Here is a 21,086-nt window from a genome sequence, read left to right on the forward strand (position 1 = left end):
GTCGTACTTCGACAACTGCCGTACGATAGCCGCGTGACCGATCCAGACTGTGCCGCCCTACCCGAGCCGGCGCGCCCGGAGATCCGCCTGGCGGACGTGCTGCACGCACTGGCCGATCCACTGCGGCTGAGCATCGTCGCGGCGCTAGCCGCCGGGCACCACGAGATGTCCTGCATCGCGTTCGACCTGCCGGTCAGCAAGTCGACCAGCACCCACCACTTCCGGGTGCTGCGCGAGGCCGGAGTGATCCACCAGCACCGGCGCGGCACCGCGCGGATGAGCCGGTTGCGCCAGGACGACCTGGACGCGCTCTTCCCCGGCCTGCTGGACAGCGTGCTGGCCGGGGCACTGGCCGAGGAGGCCCGGCTGTCCCAGGAGCTCCCCGCACCGGAGGCCGCGGACACGCCCACCATCGGGTGACGGCTTGGGCGTGGCGGCCGAGCCGCTGCTACCTCTGTGCGGGTGATTCCCCTGCGCATCCGCGCGGCCCTCGCCGCCGCCTCGCTGACCGTGCTGGCCTTTCCCGCTCCCGCCCAGGCCGAGCCCGGCGTGTACCACCTGAACCTGACCGTGACCGACCAGAGCGGCCGGACGACCGCGCGGGCCGAGCTGGACTGCCATCCGGTCGGCGGCAGCCATCCGATGGCGGCCGAGGCCTGCCAGGCGCTGGACCGGGTGGACGGTGACCCGAGCCGGCTGACGCCGCAGGCCGGAGTGGACTGCTACCAGCTCTACCGGCCGGTAACCGGCAGCGCCACCGGCGAGTGGAACGGCTGGCCGGTGCGGTGGCAGATGGAGTCCGGCAACGACTGCAAGCTGCGGGTCGCGACCTACCCGGTGTTCAGCTTCTGATCACCGGAGGGCGAGCTCACCCGAACGGCTGTTGCCTGGCTCACACTTGGAAAATCCGCCTGACGGTCCGTCAATTCGACTGACTCGACGTCAAACTCCTTCCTCCACAGCATCAGTACTGACTGATGGTCAGTCAGATTCACATCGAAATGGCCCAGTTGAGCTGACGAGGCGCCATTCCGCCGGCGCGCGGGGTGACTACTATCGATCGGGTTGTTTTGCTCCAGGCCGGAGCAGCGCACCCGAAAGCACGCGGAGCCGCCGGCTCCCCGGCGCCGGCGACCGGCCGTGGTGGGGGACGAAGGACTGAGGACCGCATGGCTGTGATGACCCGGACCGGCACGCCGGACGACCGCGAGGCCCCCGGGCCCGCCGCCCTGTTCGGGGGCCGCCCGGCGCCGGCGCCGCGCACCCTGGTGGACGTCCTGGACGCCACGGTCCGCGCCCACCCGCAGGAGCCGGCGCTGGACGACGGCCGGACCGTGCTGACGTACCGGGCGCTGGCCGGCGAGGTCGAGGCGCTGCGCCGGCGACTGGCCGCCGCCGGGGTCGGCCCGGGCGACCGGGTCGGCGTGCGCGTCCCGTCCGGCAGCAACGACCTCTACGTCGCGATCCTCGCGGTGCTGGCGGCGGGCGCGGCCTACGTACCGGTGGACGCCGAGGACCCGGACGAGCGTGCCGCGCTGGTCTTCGGCGAGGCCGGGGTGTGCGCCGTGCTGGGCACCGACCGGGAGCTGGCCGTGCGCGGCCCCGGCCGCGGCACCGCCGGCCGTCCCGGCCTGGACGACGACGCCTGGATCATCTTCACCTCCGGCTCGACCGGCAAACCCAAGGGCGTCGCGGTCAGCCACCGCAACGCGGCCGCCTTCGTCGACGCCGAGGCCGCGCTCTTCCTCCAGGAGGAGCCGATCGGCCCCGGTGACCGGGTGATGGCCGGCCTGTCGGTCGCCTTCGACGCCTCCTGCGAGGAGATGTGGCTGGCCTGGCGGTACGGCGCCTGCCTGGTCCCGGTGCCGCGCGCGCAGGTGCGCAGCGGCGCCGACCTCGGCCCCTGGCTGGCCGAGCAGGAGATCAGCGTGGTCTCCACCGTGCCGACGCTGGCCGCGCTCTGGCCGGCCGAGGCGTTGGCCGAGGTCCGGCTGCTGATCTTCGGCGGCGAGGCGTGCCCGCCCGAGCTGGTCGAGCGGCTGGTCACCGAGGGCCGCGAGGTCTGGAACACCTACGGCCCGACCGAGGCCACCGTGGTCGCCTGCGGCGCGCTGCTGACCGGCGAGGGACCGGTGCGGATCGGCCTGCCGCTGGACGGCTGGGAGCTGGCGGTGGTGGACGAGGCCGGGCAGCCGGTGCCGATGGGTGACAGCGGCCAGCTGGTGATCGGCGGGGTCGGCCTGGCCCGCTACCTCGACCCGGCCAAGGACGCCGAGAAGTACGCGCCGCTGGAGTCGCTGGGCTGGGAGCGCGCCTACCGCAGCGGCGACCTGGTCCGGGCCGAGCCCGAGGGCCTGCTCTTCCTGGGCCGGGCGGACGAGCAGATCAAGCTCGGCGGGCGGCGGATCGAGCTGGGCGAGGTGGACGCCGCGCTGCAGGCGCTGCCGGGTGTCGCGGGGGCGGCCGCGGCGGTCCGCACCGCGCGTGGCGGCAACCAGCTGCTGGTCGGCTACCTGGTCACCCAGGAGGGCTGGGACCAGGCGGCGGCCGTGGAGCGGCTGCGGGCCGAGCTGCCCGCCGCACTGGTGCCGCTGCTGGCGCCGGTGGAGACGCTGCCCACCCGGACCTCCGGCAAGGTCGACCGGGCCGCCCTGCCCTGGCCGCTGCCCGAGCTGGAGCGGGCGGTCCCGGCCGAGCAGCTGTACGGGACGGAGGCCTGGCTGGCCGAGCAGTGGACCGAGATCCTCGGGGTGCCGGTGACCAGCGCCCAGGACGACTTCTTCGCGATCGGCGGCGGCAGCCTGGCCGCCGCCCGGCTGACCACCCTGCTGCGCGGCCGGTACCCCTCGGCCGCGGTGCTGGACATCTACCAGCAGCCGACGCTGCGCAAGCTCGCCCGGCTGCTGGAGCGCTCGGCGCAGGCCGACGGCCCGGCCCGGACCGTCCAGCCCACCCCGACCCGGGCCAAGGCGCTCCAGCTGCTCCTGCTGCCGCCGCTCTTCGCCGTGGTCGGACTGCGTTGGGCGGTCGCGCTGCTGGCGCTGGGCAACGTGCTCTCCTGGCTGGGCGGCTACGCCTGGGCGCCGACCGCCTCCTGGTGGCTGGTCGGTGCGGGTGCCCTGCTGCTGTACAGCGCGCCCGGCCGGCTGGCCGTCGCGGCCGGCGGTGCCCGGCTGCTGCTGCGCGGGGTGGGGCCGGGCAGTTACCCGCGCGGCGGCTCGGTGCACCTGCGGCTCTGGACGGCCGAGCGGCTGGCCGAGTACAGCGGTGCGACCTCGCTCTCCGGGGCCTGGCTGGTGCGCTACGGGCAGGCGCTCGGCGCCCGGATCGCCAAGGAAGTCGACCTGCACGCGCTGCCGCCGGTGACCGGACTGCTCAAGCTGGGCCGGGGCTGCGCGATCGAGGCCGAGGTGGACCTGTCCGGCTACTGGCTGGACGGCGACCGGCTGGAGATCGGGGCGATCCGGGTCGGCGCGGGCGCCGTGGTGGGCACCCGCAGCACGCTCTTCCCGGGCGCGAAGGTCGGGAAGCGGGCCGAGGTGGCGCCGGGTTCCGGGGTGACCGGCCAGGTGCCGACCGGGCAGCGCTGGGCGGGTGCGCCGGCCGTCAAGCTGGGCAAGGCCCAGCACGGCTGGCCCGAGCGGCGTCCGCCGCGCCGGCCGCACTGGGCCTTCGCGTACAGCGCCTCCGGCTTCGCGCTCTCGCTGCTGCCGGCCCTGGCGGCGCTGCCCGCACTGCTGGTGGCGAGCGCCTTCGTCGGTGCGGGCGACGGGCTGGACGCGGCGCTGCGCGGCGCCCTGCTCGCGGTCGTGCCGGCCGCGCTCGCCTTCGGGTTGACGTACGCGCTGCTGGTACTGGCCGCGGTACGGCTGCTCAGCCTCGGGCTGCGCAGCGGCTACCACCCGATGCACAGCCGGACCGGCTGGCAGGCCTGGACGGTCAGCCAGCTGATGGACCTGGCCCGGGAGACGCTCTTCCCGCTCTACGCCGGCCTGATCACCCCGGTCTGGCTGCGGCTGCTCGGCATGCGGGTGGGCCGGCGGGCGGAGGTCTCCACGGTGTTGGCGCTGCCCAGCCTGACCACCGTCGGCGACGGCGCGTTCCTGGCCGACGACACCCTGATCGCGCCCTACGAGCTGGGCGGTGGCTGGCTGCGGATCGGGCGGGCGGAGATCGGTCGGCGGGCGTTCCTGGGCAACTCGGGGATGACCGCGCCGGGCCGGGCGGTGCCGGACCGCGGCCTGGTCGGGGTGCTCTCGGCGACCCCGAAGAAGGCCAAGAAGGGCAGCTCCTACCTGGGCATGCCGCCGGTGAAGCTGCCGCGGGCCGCCGAGGCGGGCGACCAGAGCCTCACCTACGACCCGCCGACCCGGCTGCTCTGGGCCCGCGGGCTGGTCGAGCTGGGCCGGCTGCTGCCGGTGCTCTGCTCGGCGGCGCTGGCCGTGCTGACCACCGCCGCGCTCTGCGCGCTGCGCGACCCGCTGCTGATCGCGCTGCTGGCCGGGCCGGTGCTGCTCGCCGCCGGGGTGCTGGCCTGCCTGGTCGCGGTGGCCGCCAAGTGGCTGCTGGTCGGCCGGTTCCGGGCGGTCGAGCACCCGCTGTGGAGCGGCTTCGTGTGGCGCAATGAGCTGGCCGACACCTTCGTCGAGGTGCTCGCGGTGCCCTGGCTGATCGGCGCGGTGCCCGGCACCCCGCTGCTCACCCTCTGGCTGCGGGCGCTGGGCGCGGAGATCGGCCGGGGTGTCTGGTGCGAGAGCTACTGGCTGCCCGAGGCCGACCTGGTCACCCTGGGCGACGGGGTCAGCGTCAACCGCGGCTGCGTGCTGCAGACCCACCTCTTCCACGACCGGATCATGCGCATGGATACTGTGGTGCTCCGAGCGGGTGCCACCCTGGGCCCGGGCGGGATCGTGCTGCCCGGCAGCACGATCGGGGAGCGCAGCACCCTGGGCCCGGCGTCGCTGGTGATGCGCGCGGAGTCGGTGCCCGCCGACAGCCGCTGGCTGGGGAACCCCATCGAGGCCTGGCAGGCGTAGGGCATGATCGGTACGGCAGCATGATCGGTACGGCACGGGGAGCGGACGAAGCGGTGAGCCCGAAGCAGGCGGACCCCTACTTTCCGGCGAACGGCGACACCCGCTACCGGGTGCACCGCTACGAGCTGGCGCTGGACTACCGGCCGGGCCCGAACCGGCTGGCCGGCACCGCCCGGCTGAGCGCGCTGGCCGGCGGCCAGCCGCTGCGCGAGTTCGCCCTCGACCTGGCCGAGTTCCGGATCGGCCGGGTGCTGGTGGACGGCAAGGCCGCCCACTACACCCACCGCGGCGGCAAGCTGCGGATCCGTCCGGCCAAGGCGCCGGCGCCCGGCGCGGCGTTCACCGTCGAGGTGCACTGGTCGGGCAACCCGAAGCCGGTCCGCAGCCCGTGGGGCGGGCTGGGCTGGGAGGAGCTGACCGACGGCGCGCTGGTGGCCAGCCAGCCGGTCGGCGCGCCGTCCTGGTACCCGTGCAACGACCGGCCGGCGGACAAGGCGAGCTACCAGATCTCGCTCACCACGCCGTCCCCGTACACCGCGGTGCTGAGCGGGCGGCTGCTCGCGCTGAGCACCCGGGCCAGCAGCACCACCTGGGTCTACGAGCAGCCGGCGCCGACCTCCAGCTACCTGGTCGGGCTCTCGGTGGGCCCGTACGAGAAGGTGCTGCTGGTCGACCCCGAGCCGGGGGCGGTGCCGCAGACCGGCTACGTGCCGGCCCGGCTGGTGCCGCAGTTCGGCGCGGACTTCGGCCGGCAGCCGCAGATGATGCGGCTGTTCAGCGAGCTGTTCGGGCCGTACCCGTTCGGCGAGTACGCGGTGGTGATCGCCGACGAGGAGCTGGACGTCCCGGTCGAGGCGCAGGGCATGGCCACCTTCGGCACCAACCACGTGGACGGCCTGCGCGGCTCGGAGCGGCTGGTCGCGCACGAGCTGGCCCACTCGTGGTTCGGCAACAGCGCCACCGTCGCCGACTGGCGGCACATCTGGCTGAACGAGGGCTTCGCCAAGTACGCCGAATGGCTCTGGTCCGAGTACTCCGGCGGCCGGACCGCGCAGCAGCACGCCGCCGACGCGCACCGGCTGCTCGCCGGGCTGCCGCAGGACCTGGTCCTGGCCGACCCGGGCCGCAAGCTGATGTTCGACGACCGGCTCTACCAGCGCGGCGGGCTGACCGTGCACGCGCTGCGGCTGGAGGTCGGCGAGGGGGCGTTCTTCCGGCTGCTGAAGGACTGGGCGACCCAGCACCGGCACGGCGTGGTCAACACGGCCGGCTTCGTGCTGCACGCCCAGCGGTACGCCGCCCACCCGCTGGACCGCTTCTTCGACGCCTGGCTGTTCCAGGGCGCACTGCCGCCGCTGCCCGGGGCCTGACCGGCCCCGGGCCCGCCGGATCAGCCGCCCACCGGCACCTCGGCGGGTCGCCTGAACATCCGGGTGGCGGTGATCTCGCCGTGGATCGCCGGACCGTCCGGGTCCGGCGGGGTGGGCAGGCCGGGCCGCAGGTGCTCCTCGACCGAGATGTACTTCAGGCCCGCGCGCAGGTCGGCGTCGTTGCGCAGCCGGATCACCAGCGGGAACTCGGCCAGCGCGGTGGTGTCGAAGAGACCGGTGGTGTAGATCAGCTGGACGCCGAGCGCGTCGGCCACCGCGCGCTGGAGTTCCAGCAGGTAGGTGGCGTTGGCCCGGCCGATCGGGTTGTCCAGGAAGAGCGTGCCGGCGTGCCGCAGCTGGGACTGGCCGCGGTCGTTGGCGCGCAGCGCGGCCATCGTGCAGTAGAGCGCGATCGCCGCGGTGAGCAGCTGGCCGCCGGAGAAGACGTCCGACATCTGGCCCACGCCCACCCGCTCGGCGCGCAGCACCGCGTCCGGCTTGAGGATCTCGACGCTGACGCCCTTCGGACCGATCGCCGCGGCCACTCCGCGCAGCAGCAGCGACATGCCGTCCCGGCGCAGGTCGGAGTTCTTCCGGACGGCGGCCCGGGTGGCCTCGTCGATCACCTCGCCGAGGCGCTCGACCAGCACCGCGTGGTCCGGGTCCTCGAAGCGGATCCGCAGGAACTCCTGGCCGGACCACTCCCCCAGGCCCTCGGGCAGCCGGGAGAGCCGCTGGGCGGCCCGCAGGGTGGCCAGCGAGCTCTCCACCAGGCCGCGCAGCCGGTCGACGATCGAGCCGCGGTTGCGCTCCAGCTGTTCCAGCTCGTCGGAGAGCACCCGCAGCCGGGGGGCGAAGGCGGCGGCCCAGGCGGCGGCGTGCTCGGGCAGTGCGGCGGCGGGCAGCTCGCGGATCTGCTGCCGGGCCGGGGTGCGGACCGCTTCGTAGCGGGCCGCGTTGGCATGCCGGACCAGGCCGTCGCAGGCGTCCCGGACGGCCAGGTCGGCGGCGGTCAGCTCGGCCGAGGCGGTGCGCAGCGCGCGCCGGGTCTCGGTGGCGGCGGTGCGGGCCTCGGCGAGCGAGTCGAGGTACGGCTCGGCGGGCTGCTCGGTCTCGTCCGGCGCGTGGTCGCGCAGGCCGTCCCGGAGCTGGGCGGCGGCCTCGTCGAAGTCGCCGGCGGCGGACTGCGCGGACTCCAGGGTGCGCAGCAGCTCGCCGTGCTCGATCCGGGTGCTCTCCAGCAGCTCGCGCTTCTCGGCCAGCCGGGTGGTGGCGCCCCGCAGCAGTTGCTGGGCGTGCTCGGGATCGGTCGGGACCAGTTCCTCGGGCAGCTCGGTGTGCGACTCGCCGGTGGCCGGGGCCGAGCGCTCGACCTCGCCGCGCAGTCGACCGAGCTGCTCGCTGGCGGCGGCCGAACGGGTCTCGATGGTGGCGACCAGTTCCTCCGCGCGGGCGGCGGCGGCGAGGCGGGCCGGGCCGTCCGCGCCGTCCGGGCTGGCCAGCAGCTCTTCGGCGCGGGTGCGCACCTTGTTGGTGAGCCGGTCCAGCTCGGCCCGGGCGGCCGTCTCGTCGCTCTCCGCGCGGGCCTGCTCGGCGCGCAGGTCGGCGCCGACCCCGACCTTCTCGTACAGCTGGGCGGCGGCGCGGTAGGCCTCGCGCAGTGCGGGCAGCGAGGCGGTCGGCAGCTCCTCGCTGACCGCGACGGTGCCGGACAGCTCGGCGCGCTCGGCGCGCAGCGTCCGGGCGGTGCGGCGGGCGTCGTCGGCGGCGCGCTGGGCGGCTCGGCGGTCCTCGTCGCAGGCCTGGCCGCGCTCGGCGCAGGCGGCCTGGCGGCGCTCGCACTCGGCGGCGTCCTCGGCCAGCTCGCGCAGCGCGCGGGTCCAGGCAGGACGCTCGCGCAGCCGGAAGGCCAGGCCGGCCAGCGCGTCGGCGCGGCGGCGGATGCGCTGGGCGCTCTCCCGGCGCTCCTCGTACAGGCCGGCGGCGACCGCCCGGTCGGCCTCGGCCTCGGCGTGCTCGGCGCGGGCCGCGGCCAGCCGGGCGGTACCGAGTTCGGCCTGCTCGGCAGCGGCCTCGACGGCCTGGGCCAGCTCGGCGAGGGTGCCGGGCGGGCACTGGGCGTGCCAGGAGGCGAGCCGGGCGGCCAGCGCCCGGTCGCCACCGAGCCGGGCGGCCAGCTCGCGGATGTGCTCCTCACGGGCGGTGGCCCGGGCGCGCAGCTCGTGGCGCTCCTGGTCGGCCGCGCTCTCGTCGTGCATGGCCGGGTTCGGCGGGACGACGAAGAAGGGGTGGAAGGCGGCCCCCTCCGCCGTAGGGGTGATCGGGGCGATCAGCGAGGCGGCGGTGCCGACCGCGACGGTGGAGCGCGGCAGCAGGGCGGCGGCCTGCAGCGCCTCGCGGGCGCGGTCCAGCGAGGACGGGTCGGTGACCACCACGCCGTCCACCAGCTCGGGGCGGGCGGCCAGGATCCGCTCGTGGTCCGCCGGGTCGACGGACTGGGCGAGGTAGCGCCAGCCGGGCAGCGCCGGGATGCCGTGCTCGCCGAGGTACTCGACGGTGGCCAGCACGTCCGGGCCGGGCGGCAGCAGGCCGCCGTCGCCGAGCGCGGCCAGGATCCGGGAGTCGTCGGCGGCGGCGGTTCGCAGGTCGAAGAGGGTGCGCTCGGCGCCGGCGATCGCGCGTTCGAGCAGCTCGCGCAGGTCCTCGGCGGCGGCGTCCAGCACGGCGGGAGTGAGCTCGCCGTCCGGCTCCTCGGTGCCGCCCTGGTACGGGGTCAGCGCGAGCAGCTCGGCGAGCCGGGGCTCGGCGGCGAGCTGGGCGGCGGTGCGCTGCTCGGCGGCCAGGGCGCGCTGGGCGGCGGCGCGGGCGTCGCTGGCGCGGGCGGCGGCGAGTTCGGCGCGGCCCTCCTCGGCGGCGGCCTCCCGGGTCCGGGCGGTGGCCTGCTCGGCGGCGGCCCGGGCCTGGTCGAGGGCGGTGGTGGCGCTCTGCTCGGCGTCGGCGGCGCGCAGCGCGGCACGGGCCGGGTCGGGGTCGTCGGCGGCGTCGATCCAGCCGGCCGCGATCGCCGCCTGGGTCTCCTGCTCGACCTCGGCGAGTCGCTGGCGCAGGTGATCGGCCTCGCTGCGGGCCTTCTGGCCGGCGGTGGCCGCGGCCAGGCCGTCGGCCTGCGCCCGGGCGCCGTCGGCCTGCAGCTCGGCGGCCCGGGCCTCCTCGGTCTCGGCGCGCTCCTCGGCGGTGGTGGCGGCGGCCTCCAGGGCGTGGGCCAGGGCACCGGCGGCCTGGGCACGGGCGGCCAGCGCGGGGGCGGCGTCCAGCTCGGCCTCGCGGATCGCGGCGGCGACCCGGGCCGCGCGGTCGGCGGCGGCGCGGTGCCGCAGCACCGCCTCGGCGGCCTGCCAGGCCGCGTGCAGGGTGCGCGCGTCGAGCAGCTCGCGGCGCAGCGCGGCGGCCTCGGCGGTGGCGGCGGCCAGGCTGAGCGTGGCGTGCCGGTGGGTCAGCTCCGCGGTGATCAGCGAGTGCCGGGTGCGGTCGGCCTCGGCGGCGGTGACCGCGCCGGCCGCGGCGGCGACCTCGATCGCCAGGTCCTGCACCCGGTCGCGCTCGGCGCCGGCCCGGGCGGCCAGCGCCTGGGCCAGCCGGCGGGTGCGCCGCTCGGCGCCGCGGTGGGTGTCGCGGACCGACTCGCGGGCGGTGGTGGCCTCGACGATGCGCTGCAGCAGGTCGACCGAGCCGGCCGTGAAGTCGCGCTCGGCGCCGAGTTCGGCGCGCCGGCCGAGCTTGGCGGCGAAGCCGTGCACCAGGTCGGCCAGGCCGTCGGTGTCCCGGGTGTCGGTGACCGCGCGCAGCAGCAGGTCGGTGAAGTCGGCGTCGTGCTTGACCGCGAAGAGGCCGGCCGCCTCGCCCTCGTCGGCGTTCATCTCACGCTGGTAGCGGAAGAGTTCGGGGTCCAGACCGAGCTCGCCGAGGTGCTCGTTCCAGCGGTCGTGGATGTCCTCGAAGGTCAGGTCGAGGTAGGGGTGGGCCTTGCCGGCCTCGGTCATCGCGTCCCGGAAGCCCTTCATGGTCCGGCGGCGGCCGCGCGGACGGGCGTTCGGGTCGCCCAGGGTGGCGCGCTCGGCCACCGGGAGGGAGTCCAGGGTCAGGCCGGGGCCGGGCCGGAACGAGTACCAGCTCTCGGCGAACTTGCGCGGGTCGGAGGAGACCTGGCGGCCGCGCCACTCGCTGACCTTGCCGACCACGATCAGCTCGCCGGTGACGGTGTGCTGCCACTCCAGGGCGACGTGGCCGCAGTCGTCGGCCAGCAGGAACTTGCGGAGCACGCCGGAGCTGGCGCCGCCCAGGGTGTTGCGGTGCCCCGGGAGCATCACCGAGAAGATCAGCTTGAGCAGGACGGACTTGCCACCGCCGTTCTCCAGGAAGAGCACGCCGGCCGGGGCCGGGCGGCGCTGCGGGCCCTCCGGCTCCTCACCGAACAGGCCGGGCTGCTGCGGGGCGGGGTTCGCCACCGGCTCGCCGACTCCGCGCAGGTCCAGCACCGTGTCGGCGTAGCGGGCGCCGGCCGGTCCGATGGAGTAGAGGCGGATCCGGTTGAGCTCGTACATGAAGAGGCGGCCTTAGCAGGTGTGGGGGTTCGGGGGCGTCAGGGGGACGTCAGAGCGAGTGGAACGGCAGACCCGCGTCGGCGACCAGCTCGTCGCTCTGGTCGGCGGGCAGCAGGGTGGCGCTGCCGTCGGTGACCGGGACGACGCCGAGGTCGAGCAGCTCGGCCATGGCGGCGCTGCCGGCCAGGTCGCGGACCTGGAGCTGGTAGCGGGCGGTGGTGCGGTAGGTGCCGCCGGCGTCGTCCGCGGTCTTCTGCAGGAAGCCGGAGTCGACCAGGAAGGCCACCGCCTTGCCGGTGATGCCGATGGTCGAGCCGGACAGCCGGCGGGCGTCCTTGGTGGCGCCGGTGGCCGAGCGGCGGGCCCAGACCCGCCACGCGGCCTCCAGGCCGGGCGCGTCGCTGGCCGGGTCGGTGTTGTCACCGCTCTGCTCGGCCTGCTCCTCCAGCCGGCGGCAGGCCTGCCGGACGAAGGCGTCCACGCCGTTGACGGTGATCCGGCCGAGGTAACCGTCGTCGGCGAGGTCCTCCGGCCGGGGGAAGGCCATCGCGGCCACCGCCAGGTGGGCCAGGCCGTGCAGGAAGCGGTCGGTGGTCTCGGAGGCGGCGCGGCGCGAGTAGTCGCCCATCTTCACCGCGAAGACCGAGTCCTCGGCGCCGGCCACGGCCATCCCGGCGCGGGCCGAGACCTCCAGCACGACCAGCCCGAGGCCGGTCGCGACGGCGTCCGCGAGCCGGGCGAACGGCGGGTCCTCGCGGTAGCGGCGGACCAGCTCCGCGTACTCGGCGTCGCGGGCGGGCAGCAGCTTGGCCTGCAGGCCGAAGGAGACCAGGCGGGCGGCGTCGGCCACGTCGCCCGGGGTGAGCGCCGCCGCCGGGGCGGGCTCGGCCTCGGCCGGTCGGACCGCGTCGTGAGGGGTGATCACGGGTGCTGCTCCTCGTAGGGGTTGCTGGTCTGACGGGTGGTCATGGTAGGCCGCTGACGGGTGGTCACTGGGCGTCCTTCCGGTCGGCGGCCATCCCGGCGGCGTCCAGCAGGGCGCTGCCGACGATCAGGTCGGCGCCGCCGAACTCCGGGTCGGCCAGCCGGGTGCCGTCGTCCACCGCGAAGAGCAGCCGCTCCTCGCCCTGCCGGTAGGCGGTGCCGACCGGCGGGCTGGCCGCGTGCACGGCGAGCAGGGCGACCAGGTAGGGCAGCTCCGGGTCCTGCCGGCGGGCCTCGGCGAGCAGGCCGGAGAGCCGGCGGGGCGCCTCGGCGGGCAGGTCCAGCAGCTCCAGCGCCGCCTCCAGCTGGGCCTCGGAGAACCGGCTGTCGTCCGGGGTGGCGACCAGGTCCGGGTCGGGCAGCTCGGCGCCCAGGTGCTCGCGCTCCACCGGCGGGGTGAGCAGCAGGTCGACCAGGTCGGTGACCCGGACCGCGGTGGGGGTGCGCAGACCGGTGCCGCGCGCGAAGAAGGCATCGGTCGGGCGGATCGCCTGCTCGACCGGCAGCCGCAGCAGCGGTGCGACCAGCTGGCCGTAGAGGTCGATGCCGGCGCGGGCGGCGGGGGCGGCGAAGGCCTGCCGGTCCTGCTCGGCGCGGAACAGCGGGCCGGCCTCCAGCAGCCGGGTCTGCAGCTGGGTGTGCCGGCGGATGCAGTCCTTGACGATGTCCACCAGCTCGGCGGCCCGGCGCTTGTGCTCGGCGCCCTCGGCCTCGTCGCGGGCCCGGCGGATGTTGGTGAGGATCGCGTTCTCGTGCCGGTAGCGGTCGGCGATGTGGTCCAGCGCCTCGTCGATCAGGTCGGGGACGGCCTGCATCCAGTCGACCGCGCGGACGTTGCGACGGGTGGCGTCCAGCGCGCGGCGCAGCGTCTCGGCGTACTGGACGGTGCGGTAGCGGGCCTGCTCGGCGGCGAGCTGGGCGTCGGCCAGCCGACCGCGCCGGATCAGCACCTCCAGCTTGACCTCGGCCGCGATCTGGGCCGAGGTGACGTCCGTGTCCAGGGCGCCGACCAGGACGTTGACCGCCTCGTCGGTGGTGCGCAGGTAGACCCCGCCGTCCGGGCCGGGGACCTCCTCGATCAGCTTGAAGTCGTAGTCGCGGCGCAGGTACTCACCGTCGGCGCCGAAGGTGCCGTAGACGGCGCGGAAGCCGCGGTCGACGCTGCCGACGTTGATCAGCGACTCCAGCACCCAGCGGGCCACCCGCTGGTGTTCGGTGGCCGGGCGCTCCGAGTGCTGGGCGGCCACCCGGGGCAGCAGCCGGGCCAACACCAGCTCGCGGTCGGCGCCGGCGTCGAAGTCCATGTGCAGGGTGACCAGGTCGATCGCGGCCAGGCCGACCTCGGCCATGGCGTAGCCGCCGTACTCGCCGGCCAGGTTGACCTTGCGGTTGTCCAGGTCGTGCAGCGGGGCCGTGCAGGCCAGCGCCTTGAGCCGGCGGGCGAGGCCCTCGTCGGCCGCCGGGCCCGGCGCGGGGCGGGCACCGGCGGCGGACGGCCGGGCCTCACGGTCGACGGGCTGATCAGCGATGACGGTCACGGTGGACAAGATTAGGGCCCCAGGCGGACAAGGTCCGAAACGGGATCGCTCGTCCCGCTTCGTCCGCCCGTCCCCCGCGAAGTTGAACGCGTTCAATTCCAGCCGTAGAGTCGGCCGCACCGGCGAACCAGCGCCGGCCCAGGGGGTCTGCCATGCACACTGTCCCGTCCACCGAGAGCCCGGCCGCCACCCTGCGCGCCGTCCGCCGCTGGCTGTGGATCTTCATCGTCTGCCTGGTGCTCAGCGGCCTCACCGCCTTCCCGCTGCGCTTCGAGAGCGCCTGGCTGGCGGAGTCCGCGCACCGGCTCCCCACCCCGCCCGCCGTCCTCGGCTGGCTGGACCGGATCCGGACCGGCATCGCCGAGACCGACCGGCGCTACCCGTTCCTCGCCTACGGCACGGACTGGCTGGCCTTCGCCCACCTGGTGATCGCCGGTGCCTTCTGGGGACCGCTCCGGGATCCGGTGCGCAACGTCTGGGTCGTCCAGTGGGCGCTCGGCGCCTGCGCCGGGATCATCCCGCTGGCGCTGATCTGCGGCCCGCTGCGCGGGATCCCGCCGTACTGGAGCTTTGTCGACATGTCCTTCGGAATCGTGGGCGCGGTTCCGCTGCTGATCGTGCTCCGCGGCATCCGCCGCCTCGCGGCCGCGGCGGAGGAGGCGGGATCGGCTCGCCCGGCCTGAGGGGCCACCGCCGCCCCGGCACCCGGGCTTCCCGCGACCGGGGGCCGCACGGCTCAGGGCCAGAGCAGCGTGCGCTCCCAGGTCGGCACGGTCGCCCGGCGGTAGCGGAGGCGGACGTGGTACCGATCGGCGGCGCCCTGCCAGAACTCGACCTCCCGCGCCCGCAACGCGTAGAGCGTGTGCGTCGCGGCGACGGTGTCGGGGTGGGCGGCCAGCAGGGCGGCGGCCCGGCCGGCAGCGGCCCGGTAGTCGGCGGGCGAGCCGAGCGGCTCGCTCTGGTGGCCGACCAGGATGGCGGTGCGGGCGGCGGGCGAGCGGGTGCGGAACTCGGCCGCGGCGTCGGCGGGGTCGGCCGTCCCGACCGGGCCGCGGATCCGGACCTGGCGGCCCAGCTGCGGCCAGTACACGGTCAGCGCGGCGTACGGGTGGGCGGCCAGTTGCCGCCCCTTGGGGCTCCGCGCGTCGGCCGCGAAGAGCCAGCCCGCGTCCGGGACGTCGACCTCACGCAGCACCAGGGCCCGGGCGTCGGGCAGGCCGTCGGCGTCCACCGTGGCGAGCGTGACGATCTGCGGGTCCGGCACGTCGGCGGCGACCGCCTCGGCCAGCCAGGCGAGGAAGAGGGTGGCCGGCTCGGCCGGTGCCCGGTCGGGCTCGAAGGACGGCAGGGCGCGGGCCATCGGCGGGCGGTCGCGCAGCAGTTCCGCGAGGCTGGTCGGGACCGGGGCCTGGGGCCGGTCGCTCTGCTCGGGCACGTCGGCCTCCCTTGGTGTCTGACGGACGGCCAGCGTACGGGAGCGGGGGGCGGCGGCGCCCGGTTCGGCCGGACGGGGGAGGGCGGCTCCGGGCCTGCCCGGCGACGGGGTGGTGGCAGGGGACCGCTCTCCCGGCGAAGCCCTACGATCGCCTCGGGAACCCGCAGCAGCGCTAGGAGGCGGACCGTCGTGACCGGTGCGGTGATCGATCTCAATGCGGACCTCGGCGAGGGGTTCGGACGCTGGACGCTGACCGACGACGAGGCCCTGCTGTCGGTGGTGACCAGCGCCAACGTCGCGTGCGGGTTCCACGCCGGCGACCCGTCGACGATGCGGCGGGTCTGCGCGCTGGCGGCCGAGCGCGGGGTGCGGATCGGCGCCCAGGTCTCCTACCGCGACCTGGCCGGCTTCGGCCGGCGGGCGATGGACGTGCCGCCCGAGGAGCTGGCCGACGAGATCGCCTACCAGATCGGCGCCCTGCAGGTGTTCGCCCGGGCGGCGGGCTCCCGGGTCAGCTACGTCAAGCCGCACGGCGCGCTCTACAACCGGGTGGTCGCCGACAGCGAGCAGGCCGAGGCGGTGGTCGCCGGGGTGCTACGGGCGGGCGCGATCTGCGACGGGCCGCTGCCGGTGCTCGGCCTGCCCGGCTCGCGGCTGCTGACGGTGGCCGAGGGGGTCGGGCTGCCGGTGGTCACCGAGGCGTTCGCGGACCGGGCGTACACCTGGGCCGGCACGCTGCTGCCGCGCAAGGACCCGGAGGCGGTGATCACCGACCCGGAGGCGGTGATCGCCCGGGCGGTCGGGATGGCCCGGGACGGGTTGGTCACCGCGGTCGGCGGCGAGCCGGTGGCGGTGGACGCGCGCTCGCTCTGCGTGCACGGGGACACCCCGGGCGCCGCCCAGCTGGCCTGGCGGGTGCGCGGGGCACTGGCCTCGGCCGGGATCCGGGTCGAGGCTTTCACCTGACAACCGTTCAAACACACGAAGGGGGAGGCGGGATGCTCGAGGTACGTCCGGTCGGCGAGCGGGCGCTGCTGCTGACGGCCGGCTCGGCGGAACAGGTCGCCGCGCTGTACGCGCGGGTGCTGGCGGAACGGGCGGCGGGACGGCTGGGCGAGGTGACCGAGGTCGTCCCGGCCGCCCGGACCGTACTGCTGGACGGGGTGGCCGAGCCGCGCGCGCTGGCCCGGACGCTGGCCGGCTGGACGGTCCGCGCCACCGAGCTGCCGGCGGGGCCCCTGCTGGAGGTGCCGACCGTGTACGACGGCGCGGACCTGGCCGAGGTGGCGGCGCACTGGGGCGTGGACGAGGCCGGTGCGGTGGCGCTGCACAGCGGGATCGAGTACCGGGTGGCGTTCTGCGGCTTCGCGCCCGGCTTCGGCTACCTGACCGGCCTCGGCGACCGGTACGCGGTGCCGCGCCGGGCGACTCCGCGGGCCGCGGTGCCGGTCGGCGCGGTCGCGGTGGCCGGGCCGTACACCGGGGTGTACCCGCGCTCCTCCCCCGGCGGCTGGCAGCTGCTGGGGCGCACCGAGCTGGTGCTGTGGGACGAGACCCGGGAGCCGGCGGCGCTGCTGGCGCCCGGGGTGCGGGTGCGCTTCGTCCCGGTGGCGGGTGGCCGGTGAACCCGATGCTGCTGGTCGAGCACCCCGGCCCGCTGACCACCGTGCAGGACCTGGGCCGGCGCGGTGTGGCGCACCTGGGCGTGCCGCGGGCCGGCGCGCTGGACCGGCCCGCGCACCGGGCGGCCAACCGCCTGGTCGGCAACCCGCCCGGGGCCGCCACCCTGGAGACCACCATGGGCGGCGTCGCGCTGCGGGCGCTGGGTGCCCCGGTGCTGGTCGCGGTGACCGGCGCGCCGTGCGGGGTACGGGTGGACGACCGGCCGGCGGCCTGGGGCGCGGCGGTGCTCGTCCCACCGGGTGCGCGGCTGGACGTCGGCCCGGCCGACGTCGGCGTGCGCTGCTACCTCGCGGTCCGCGGCGGGTTCGCACCGCCCGCCGTGCTGGGCAGTCGCTCCACCGACCTGCTCGCCGGGCTGGGCCCGTCCCCACTGCGGACCGGCGACCGGCTGCCGGTGGGCGAGGAGTTCGGCGGGGCACCCGCCGAGCTGCTGCCGCTGCCCGCCGTGCCCACCGAACTGGTGCTGCGGCTGGTCCCCGGGCCGCAGGCGGACTGGTTCCGTCCGGGCACGTTCGCCGCGCTGGCGGCGGCCCGCTACCGGGTCGCGGCGGCCAGCAACCGGATCGCGCTGCGCACCGAGGGACCCGCCCTGGTCCGCACCCGCCCGGGCGAGCTGGCCAGCGAGGGCATGGTGCTGGGCGCGGTGCAGGTGCCGCCGGACGGACAGCCGGTGATCTTCCTGGCCGATCATCCGACCACCGGTGGCTACCCCGTGGTCGGTGTGGTGCCGGAGGCCGACCTGGCCGCCGCGGCACAGGCCAGGCCGGGGATCCCGATCCGGTTCACGCCGGGCGGCGGGCGGAGTTGACCTTGCCCCTGGGGGAAGGCCCAGCATCGGTCGGGCCGGGCGAGGGACCCGGCCCGAGGAGGGCGAGCGTGCCAGTGAGCGGGGACGAACCGACGACCAGCGCCGACCTGCTGACCATCGGCGCCTTCGCCCGGGCGTCCCGGCTGTCGCCGAAGGCGCTGCGGCTCTACGACGAGCTGGGCCTGCTGCCCCCGGCCGAGGTCGACGAGCGGTCCGGCTACCGCTACTACCACCCCGCCCAGCTGGACCGGGCGCGCCTGGTGGCCTGGCTGCGCCGGCTCGGCATGCCGCTGGCCCGGATCCGGCTGGTCTGCGACCTGCCGCCGGCCCGCGCCGCCGAGCAGGTCGGCGCCTACTGGGCGCGGGTGGAGGCCGAGACCGCCGCCCGCCGGGAACTCGCCGCCTTCCTCGTGGACCAACTGTCCGGAAGGAACAGCACCATGACCGGAACCACCGCCCCGCTGGGCATCCGCTACGCCGCCCGATCCGACATCGGTCGGGTCCGCACCCGCAACGAGGACTCCGTCCACGCCGGTCCCCGCCTGCTGGCCGTGGCCGACGGGCTGGGCGGCCGCGCCGGCGGCGACCGGGCCAGCGCCGCCGCGATCGGCGCGCTCCGCCGACTGGACCACGCGCTGCCCACCGGCGACCTGCTGAACGCGCTGGAGCAGGCGGTGGCCGAGGCCGACGCCGAGCTGCGCGGCCTGGTGGCGGCCGAGCCGGAGCTGGCGGGCCTGGGCACCACGCTCACCGCACTGCTCTGGTCCGGCTCGCAGCTGGCGCTGGTGCACATCGGTGACTCGCGCGCCTACCTGCTGCGCGACGGCGAGCTGTTCCAGATCACCCACGACCACACCCTGGTGCAGTCGATGGTCGACGACGGCCGGCTCACCGCGGACGAGGCGGCCACTCACCCGCAGCGGTCGCTGCTGCTCCAGGCGCTGACCGGCGAGAAGCGGGTCAAGCCGGACCTCTCGCTGCTCACCGCCCGCGCCGGCGACCGCTACCTGCTCTGCTCGGACGGCCTCTCCACGGTGCTGCCCGCCGATCGGCTGCACACCGCGCTGAGCGCGATCGCCGACCCGGAGCAGGCGGTCCAGCAGCTGATCGAGCTGGCCAACCGGGCCGGCGGCCCGGACAACATCGCCTGCGGGGTCGCCGACGTGGTCGAACTCCCGGAGACCGCCGAGCTCAGCGCTCCCGGGCGGTGAGCCGGCCGCGCACGGCGGCGTGCACCTCGGCCTCCTCGGCCGGATCGGCCGCGAGCCGGCGCAGCCGCTCCAGCACCCGGGCGTCGCCCGTGGTCACCACGTGCCGGGCGGCCAGCTCGCGGGTGCTCTCCTCGCAGTCCCAGAGGCACTCGACCGCGGGGCCGCTGGCGAACCAGCGGTCGGTGGCCGCGAGCGCCCGGGCGGCCCGGCCGCGCAGGTCGGACGAGGCGGCCTCGCCGTAGATGTGCCGCAGGGTGCAGACGGCCTCGGTGGCGGCCAACCGCCCGACCCCGTCCACCAGCCCGCCCAGGCCGGCACCGCCGACCCCGCGGACCAGCACCCACCGGCGCAGCCCGGCCACCAGCACCGGCACGTCCTCGGCGGTGCCGATGTCGGCCAGCAGGCAGACCGCGGCCTCGCCGAGCGCGCTGTCCGCGCCGCCGGTGGCCGGGTCGATCCAACGGCGGGCCTGCTCCAGGGCGCCCGGGCCGCGCATCCGGCCCACGGTCTCCAGGGCGGCCTGGACGATCCGCGGGTCGGCGTCGGCGACGGCCGCCTCGATCAGCTCGGGCGCCGCCGGGTCCCGCTGGTCGACCAGGTGGCGCAGGGCGGCCCGGCGGGCGCCCTGCTCACCGTGCCGAGCGGCGGCCAGCACGGTCCCGCGGTCCTCGGGGCGGACGACGGCGGCCAGGCAGCGGGCGGCCGCGGCGGCCCGGCGGTCCACGGCGGCCGGGTCGGCGTCGTCCCGCAGACCGCCCATCGGTTCCAGCGGGTCCGCGGGCTGCCCGGGCTCCCGCCGGTCGGCCCAGGCCAGCACGTCGGCGACACTCCAGCCGGGGGTGACATCACGCCGGTTGAGTTGACGCTGCCAGAGATCGAACGGCGACTGCTCGCTCGCGGCGGCCACCCGCGGGTGGTGGGCGGCCCAGAGCCGCCAGGGCCGCGGTTCGTAGGCGGAGCGGATCGCCGCGCGCAGCTCGGCCTCGCCCTGCGGGTCGGCCGGGAAACGCCGCAGCACGGCCGGGGCGAGCACGAGCAGCGCGTGGTCGTCGTCGCGCAGCGCCAGCTCGTCGAGCGCCCAGGCCCAGTTGGTGCCCTCGGCGACGTACCGGCGGAGCAGCAGCAGGGCGTCCCGCCGACCGTACGCGGCGAGGTGGCCGAGCACCGACAGGGCCAGGCCGGTACGGCTCTCGTCGTCGTCGAGCAGGTCGTCGGCGCAGGTCAGGTGGCGCTCGATGCCGCCGAGTGGGGCCTCCAGCTCCATGTAGACCCGGGCGTAGTAGAGGGAACGGTTCTCGACCTGCCAGTCGGCCCTGGGGTCGCTCGTGACGCACTCCTCCAGCGCGGCGACGGCCTCGTCACGGTCCGCGGCGAGCGCATGCAGCTGCCCGTCGCCGCGGCCTCGCTGGAGCAGGCCGAGCAGGCTGGCACTGGGGGCTATCACGGGCTCGAACATGAGGTCAGCATCCGTTGCGGCGGTCGTCGAGGCAACGGGATTTCCGTCGCCGGGGGTCTGGGTGGTCACGCTGGGCGGGCGCCCGGGCGCCGGAATCACCGAAGGTTACCGCCTGCGCGACCCTGGCGCACATAGTGCGGCGCATCGGGCCCCGGCATCCCGGCAAGCGGCGAAGCACCGGACATTGGCATATGCCAGAGAACCATGCCTGAGAAAATGGCCGATCCTGGCACGACGGTGCCGCCGCTGTGCCAGAGTCGTCGGCGAGCACCCCTCTCTTCTGCTTCCGGACTGGAAGGGACCATGAGTCTGCCTGGCGCGGCCACCGAGGCCTCCGGCACCGCGGCGCACAGCGCCGCCACCGCCGTCTGGAACCTGGCCGAGGACACCGTGTACTGGTCCCCGGCCGTGTTCCGGCTGCTCGGCCACGACCCGGCGCTGGGCCCGCTGACCCTGGACCAGCTCCCGGGCCGTCTGGTCCCGCGGGACCGCCCGGTGCTGTGCCGGATGGTCACCGCGGCGCTGGTGCACGGGCGGCCGCTGGACGGCACGGTCCGGGTGGCCCGGGCCGGCGGCGGCGCGTCCGTGCACTGCTCGGGACGGCCCGAGCTCGACCCGGACGGCCAGGTGGTCTCGCTCCGCCTGCGGCTGCGCGCCTGCTGAGCCCGAGCGCCCTGGAGTACCCTCGGCCCGACCCACCCGCGCACACCGGCGCCCGCCCCCGGCACTTATGCTGTGGCCGCAGTGTCGGCACAGGGCGGACCTGCACGAGGGAGGACCCCCACCGATGGACAGCCAGATTCTCCACAAGGCCACGTTCCTGCTGCACGAGTGCCACGAGCCGGAGCAGGTCGTCGTCGAGCGCCTCAAGGACTACTACCCGCACCTCAGCCTGACCGAGCGCGAGCGCTACGTCAGCGAGGCCTGGGACCAGGTGCACGGCGCCGCCGCCGAGAACTGAGCC

Annotated in this window: 16 protein-coding genes; 11 read left to right on the forward strand and 5 right to left on the reverse strand. The window is 76.0% G+C overall.

Features of this window, described 5'->3' with window-relative positions:
• Positions 1-33: 33 nt before the first annotated feature.
• From ACIGXM_RS32680 to ACIGXM_RS32695, 4 genes are all read left to right on the forward strand, one after another.
• Positions 34-420, forward strand: coding sequence for an ArsR/SmtB family transcription factor (locus ACIGXM_RS32680; RefSeq protein WP_396567341.1), 387 nt, complete (start codon positions 34-36; stop codon positions 418-420).
• Positions 421-462: 42 nt separating this feature from the next.
• Positions 463-852 carry an SSI family serine proteinase inhibitor gene (locus tag ACIGXM_RS32685; RefSeq protein WP_396567343.1) on the forward strand — a complete coding sequence of 130 codons (390 nt, stop codon included), beginning with the start codon at positions 463-465 and terminating at the stop codon, positions 850-852.
• Between the two features lie 326 nt (positions 853-1,178).
• Complete coding sequence (locus ACIGXM_RS32690; RefSeq protein ID WP_396567439.1) at positions 1,179-5,036, forward strand: Pls/PosA family non-ribosomal peptide synthetase; 3,858 nt, start codon at positions 1,179-1,181, stop codon at positions 5,034-5,036.
• A gap of 20 nt (positions 5,037-5,056) precedes the next feature.
• Entirely contained in the window at positions 5,057-6,406 is a 1,350-nt protein-coding gene (locus ACIGXM_RS32695) for a M1 family metallopeptidase (RefSeq protein WP_396567345.1), read from the forward strand.
• A gap of 20 nt (positions 6,407-6,426) precedes the next feature.
• Here the strand turns inward: ACIGXM_RS32695 and ACIGXM_RS32700 are convergent, their stop codons facing one another.
• The 3 genes from ACIGXM_RS32700 to ACIGXM_RS32710 all read right to left on the reverse strand — a co-directional run bounded on the left by ACIGXM_RS32700 (position 6,427) and on the right by ACIGXM_RS32710 (position 13,529).
• Positions 6,427-11,007, reverse strand: coding sequence for a hypothetical protein (locus tag ACIGXM_RS32700; RefSeq protein WP_396567347.1), 4,581 nt, complete (start codon positions 11,005-11,007; stop codon positions 6,427-6,429).
• Positions 11,008-11,056: 49 nt separating this feature from the next.
• Complete coding sequence (locus ACIGXM_RS32705) at positions 11,057-11,929, reverse strand: hypothetical protein (protein ID WP_396567441.1); 873 nt, start codon at positions 11,927-11,929, stop codon at positions 11,057-11,059.
• Positions 11,930-11,996: 67 nt separating this feature from the next.
• Positions 11,997-13,529: a hypothetical protein gene (locus ACIGXM_RS32710; RefSeq protein WP_396567349.1), complete on the reverse strand. Its 1,533-nt coding sequence runs from the start codon at positions 13,527-13,529 to the stop codon at positions 11,997-11,999.
• 152 nt (positions 13,530-13,681) lie between these two features.
• On the opposite strand from ACIGXM_RS32710, the gene ACIGXM_RS32715 reads away from it, so the two are divergent.
• Positions 13,682-14,212 carry a hypothetical protein gene (locus tag ACIGXM_RS32715; protein WP_396567351.1) on the forward strand — a complete coding sequence of 177 codons (531 nt, stop codon included), beginning with the start codon at positions 13,682-13,684 and terminating at the stop codon, positions 14,210-14,212.
• A gap of 53 nt (positions 14,213-14,265) precedes the next feature.
• On the opposite strand, the gene ACIGXM_RS32720 is transcribed toward ACIGXM_RS32715, so the two are convergent.
• Positions 14,266-14,964 carry a pyridoxal 5'-phosphate synthase gene (locus ACIGXM_RS32720; protein WP_396567353.1) on the reverse strand — a complete coding sequence of 233 codons (699 nt, stop codon included), beginning with the start codon at positions 14,962-14,964 and terminating at the stop codon, positions 14,266-14,268.
• A 189-nt stretch (positions 14,965-15,153) separates the two neighbouring features.
• Between ACIGXM_RS32720 and ACIGXM_RS32725 the strand changes: the two genes are divergently transcribed.
• The 4 genes from ACIGXM_RS32725 (at position 15,154) to ACIGXM_RS32740 (ending at position 18,666) form a co-directional block, all read left to right on the forward strand.
• On the forward strand, positions 15,154-15,930 hold the full coding sequence (locus ACIGXM_RS32725; RefSeq protein ID WP_396567354.1) for a LamB/YcsF family protein: 777 nt from the start codon (positions 15,154-15,156) through the stop codon (positions 15,928-15,930).
• 32 nt (positions 15,931-15,962) lie between these two features.
• Positions 15,963-16,589, forward strand: coding sequence for an allophanate hydrolase subunit 1 (locus tag ACIGXM_RS32730; protein ID WP_396567356.1), 627 nt, complete (start codon positions 15,963-15,965; stop codon positions 16,587-16,589).
• 5 nt (positions 16,590-16,594) lie between these two features.
• The gene (locus ACIGXM_RS32735; RefSeq protein ID WP_396567443.1) at positions 16,595-17,455 is read left to right on the forward strand and encodes a biotin-dependent carboxyltransferase family protein; all 861 of its coding nucleotides are present in this window, start codon (positions 16,595-16,597) and stop codon (positions 17,453-17,455) included.
• Positions 17,456-17,523: 68 nt separating this feature from the next.
• Positions 17,524-18,666 carry a MerR family transcriptional regulator gene (locus tag ACIGXM_RS32740; protein WP_396567358.1) on the forward strand — a complete coding sequence of 381 codons (1,143 nt, stop codon included), beginning with the start codon at positions 17,524-17,526 and terminating at the stop codon, positions 18,664-18,666.
• Here the strand turns inward: ACIGXM_RS32740 and ACIGXM_RS32745 are convergent.
• Positions 18,647-20,122, reverse strand: coding sequence for a HEAT repeat domain-containing protein (locus ACIGXM_RS32745; RefSeq protein WP_396567360.1), 1,476 nt, complete (start codon positions 20,120-20,122; stop codon positions 18,647-18,649). The genes ACIGXM_RS32740 and ACIGXM_RS32745 overlap by 20 nt on opposite strands.
• Positions 20,123-20,425: 303 nt before the next feature.
• Between ACIGXM_RS32745 and ACIGXM_RS32750 the strand changes: the two genes are divergently transcribed.
• Both ACIGXM_RS32750 and ACIGXM_RS32755 read left to right on the forward strand, forming a co-directional pair.
• Positions 20,426-20,785, forward strand: coding sequence for a PAS domain-containing protein (locus tag ACIGXM_RS32750; RefSeq protein WP_396567362.1), 360 nt, complete (start codon positions 20,426-20,428; stop codon positions 20,783-20,785).
• 124 nt (positions 20,786-20,909) lie between these two features.
• A complete protein-coding gene (locus tag ACIGXM_RS32755) occupies positions 20,910-21,083 on the forward strand; it encodes a hypothetical protein (RefSeq protein WP_396567364.1) in 174 nt (57 codons plus the stop codon).
• The last annotated feature ends 3 nt before the right edge of the window (positions 21,084-21,086 follow it).

Source organism: Kitasatospora sp. NPDC052896 (assembly GCF_044547075.1).
GTDB lineage: Bacteria > Actinomycetota > Actinomycetes > Streptomycetales > Streptomycetaceae > Kitasatospora.

Excerpts from the sequence above, each read along its gene's own strand:
- ACIGXM_RS32690 (WP_396567439.1), top strand. The coding sequence starts at position 1,179 with ATGACCCGGACCGGCACGCCGGACGACCGCGAGGCCCCCGGGCCCGCC.
- ACIGXM_RS32695 (WP_396567345.1), top strand. The coding sequence starts at position 5,057 with ATGATCGGTACGGCACGGGGAGCGGACGAAGCGGTGAGCCCGAAGCAG.
- ACIGXM_RS32700 (WP_396567347.1), bottom strand. The coding sequence starts at position 11,007 with ATGTACGAGCTCAACCGGATCCGCCTCTACTCCATCGGACCGGCCGGC.
- ACIGXM_RS32715 (WP_396567351.1), top strand. The coding sequence starts at position 13,682 with ATGCACACTGTCCCGTCCACCGAGAGCCCGGCCGCCACCCTGCGCGCC.
- ACIGXM_RS32730 (WP_396567356.1), top strand. The coding sequence starts at position 15,963 with ATGCTCGAGGTACGTCCGGTCGGCGAGCGGGCGCTGCTGCTGACGGCC.
- ACIGXM_RS32735 (WP_396567443.1), top strand. The coding sequence starts at position 16,595 with ATGCTGCTGGTCGAGCACCCCGGCCCGCTGACCACCGTGCAGGACCTG.
- ACIGXM_RS32745 (WP_396567360.1), bottom strand. The coding sequence starts at position 20,122 with ATGTTCGAGCCCGTGATAGCCCCCAGTGCCAGCCTGCTCGGCCTGCTC.
- ACIGXM_RS32750 (WP_396567362.1), top strand. The coding sequence starts at position 20,426 with ATGAGTCTGCCTGGCGCGGCCACCGAGGCCTCCGGCACCGCGGCGCAC.
- ACIGXM_RS32755 (WP_396567364.1), top strand. The coding sequence starts at position 20,910 with ATGGACAGCCAGATTCTCCACAAGGCCACGTTCCTGCTGCACGAGTGC.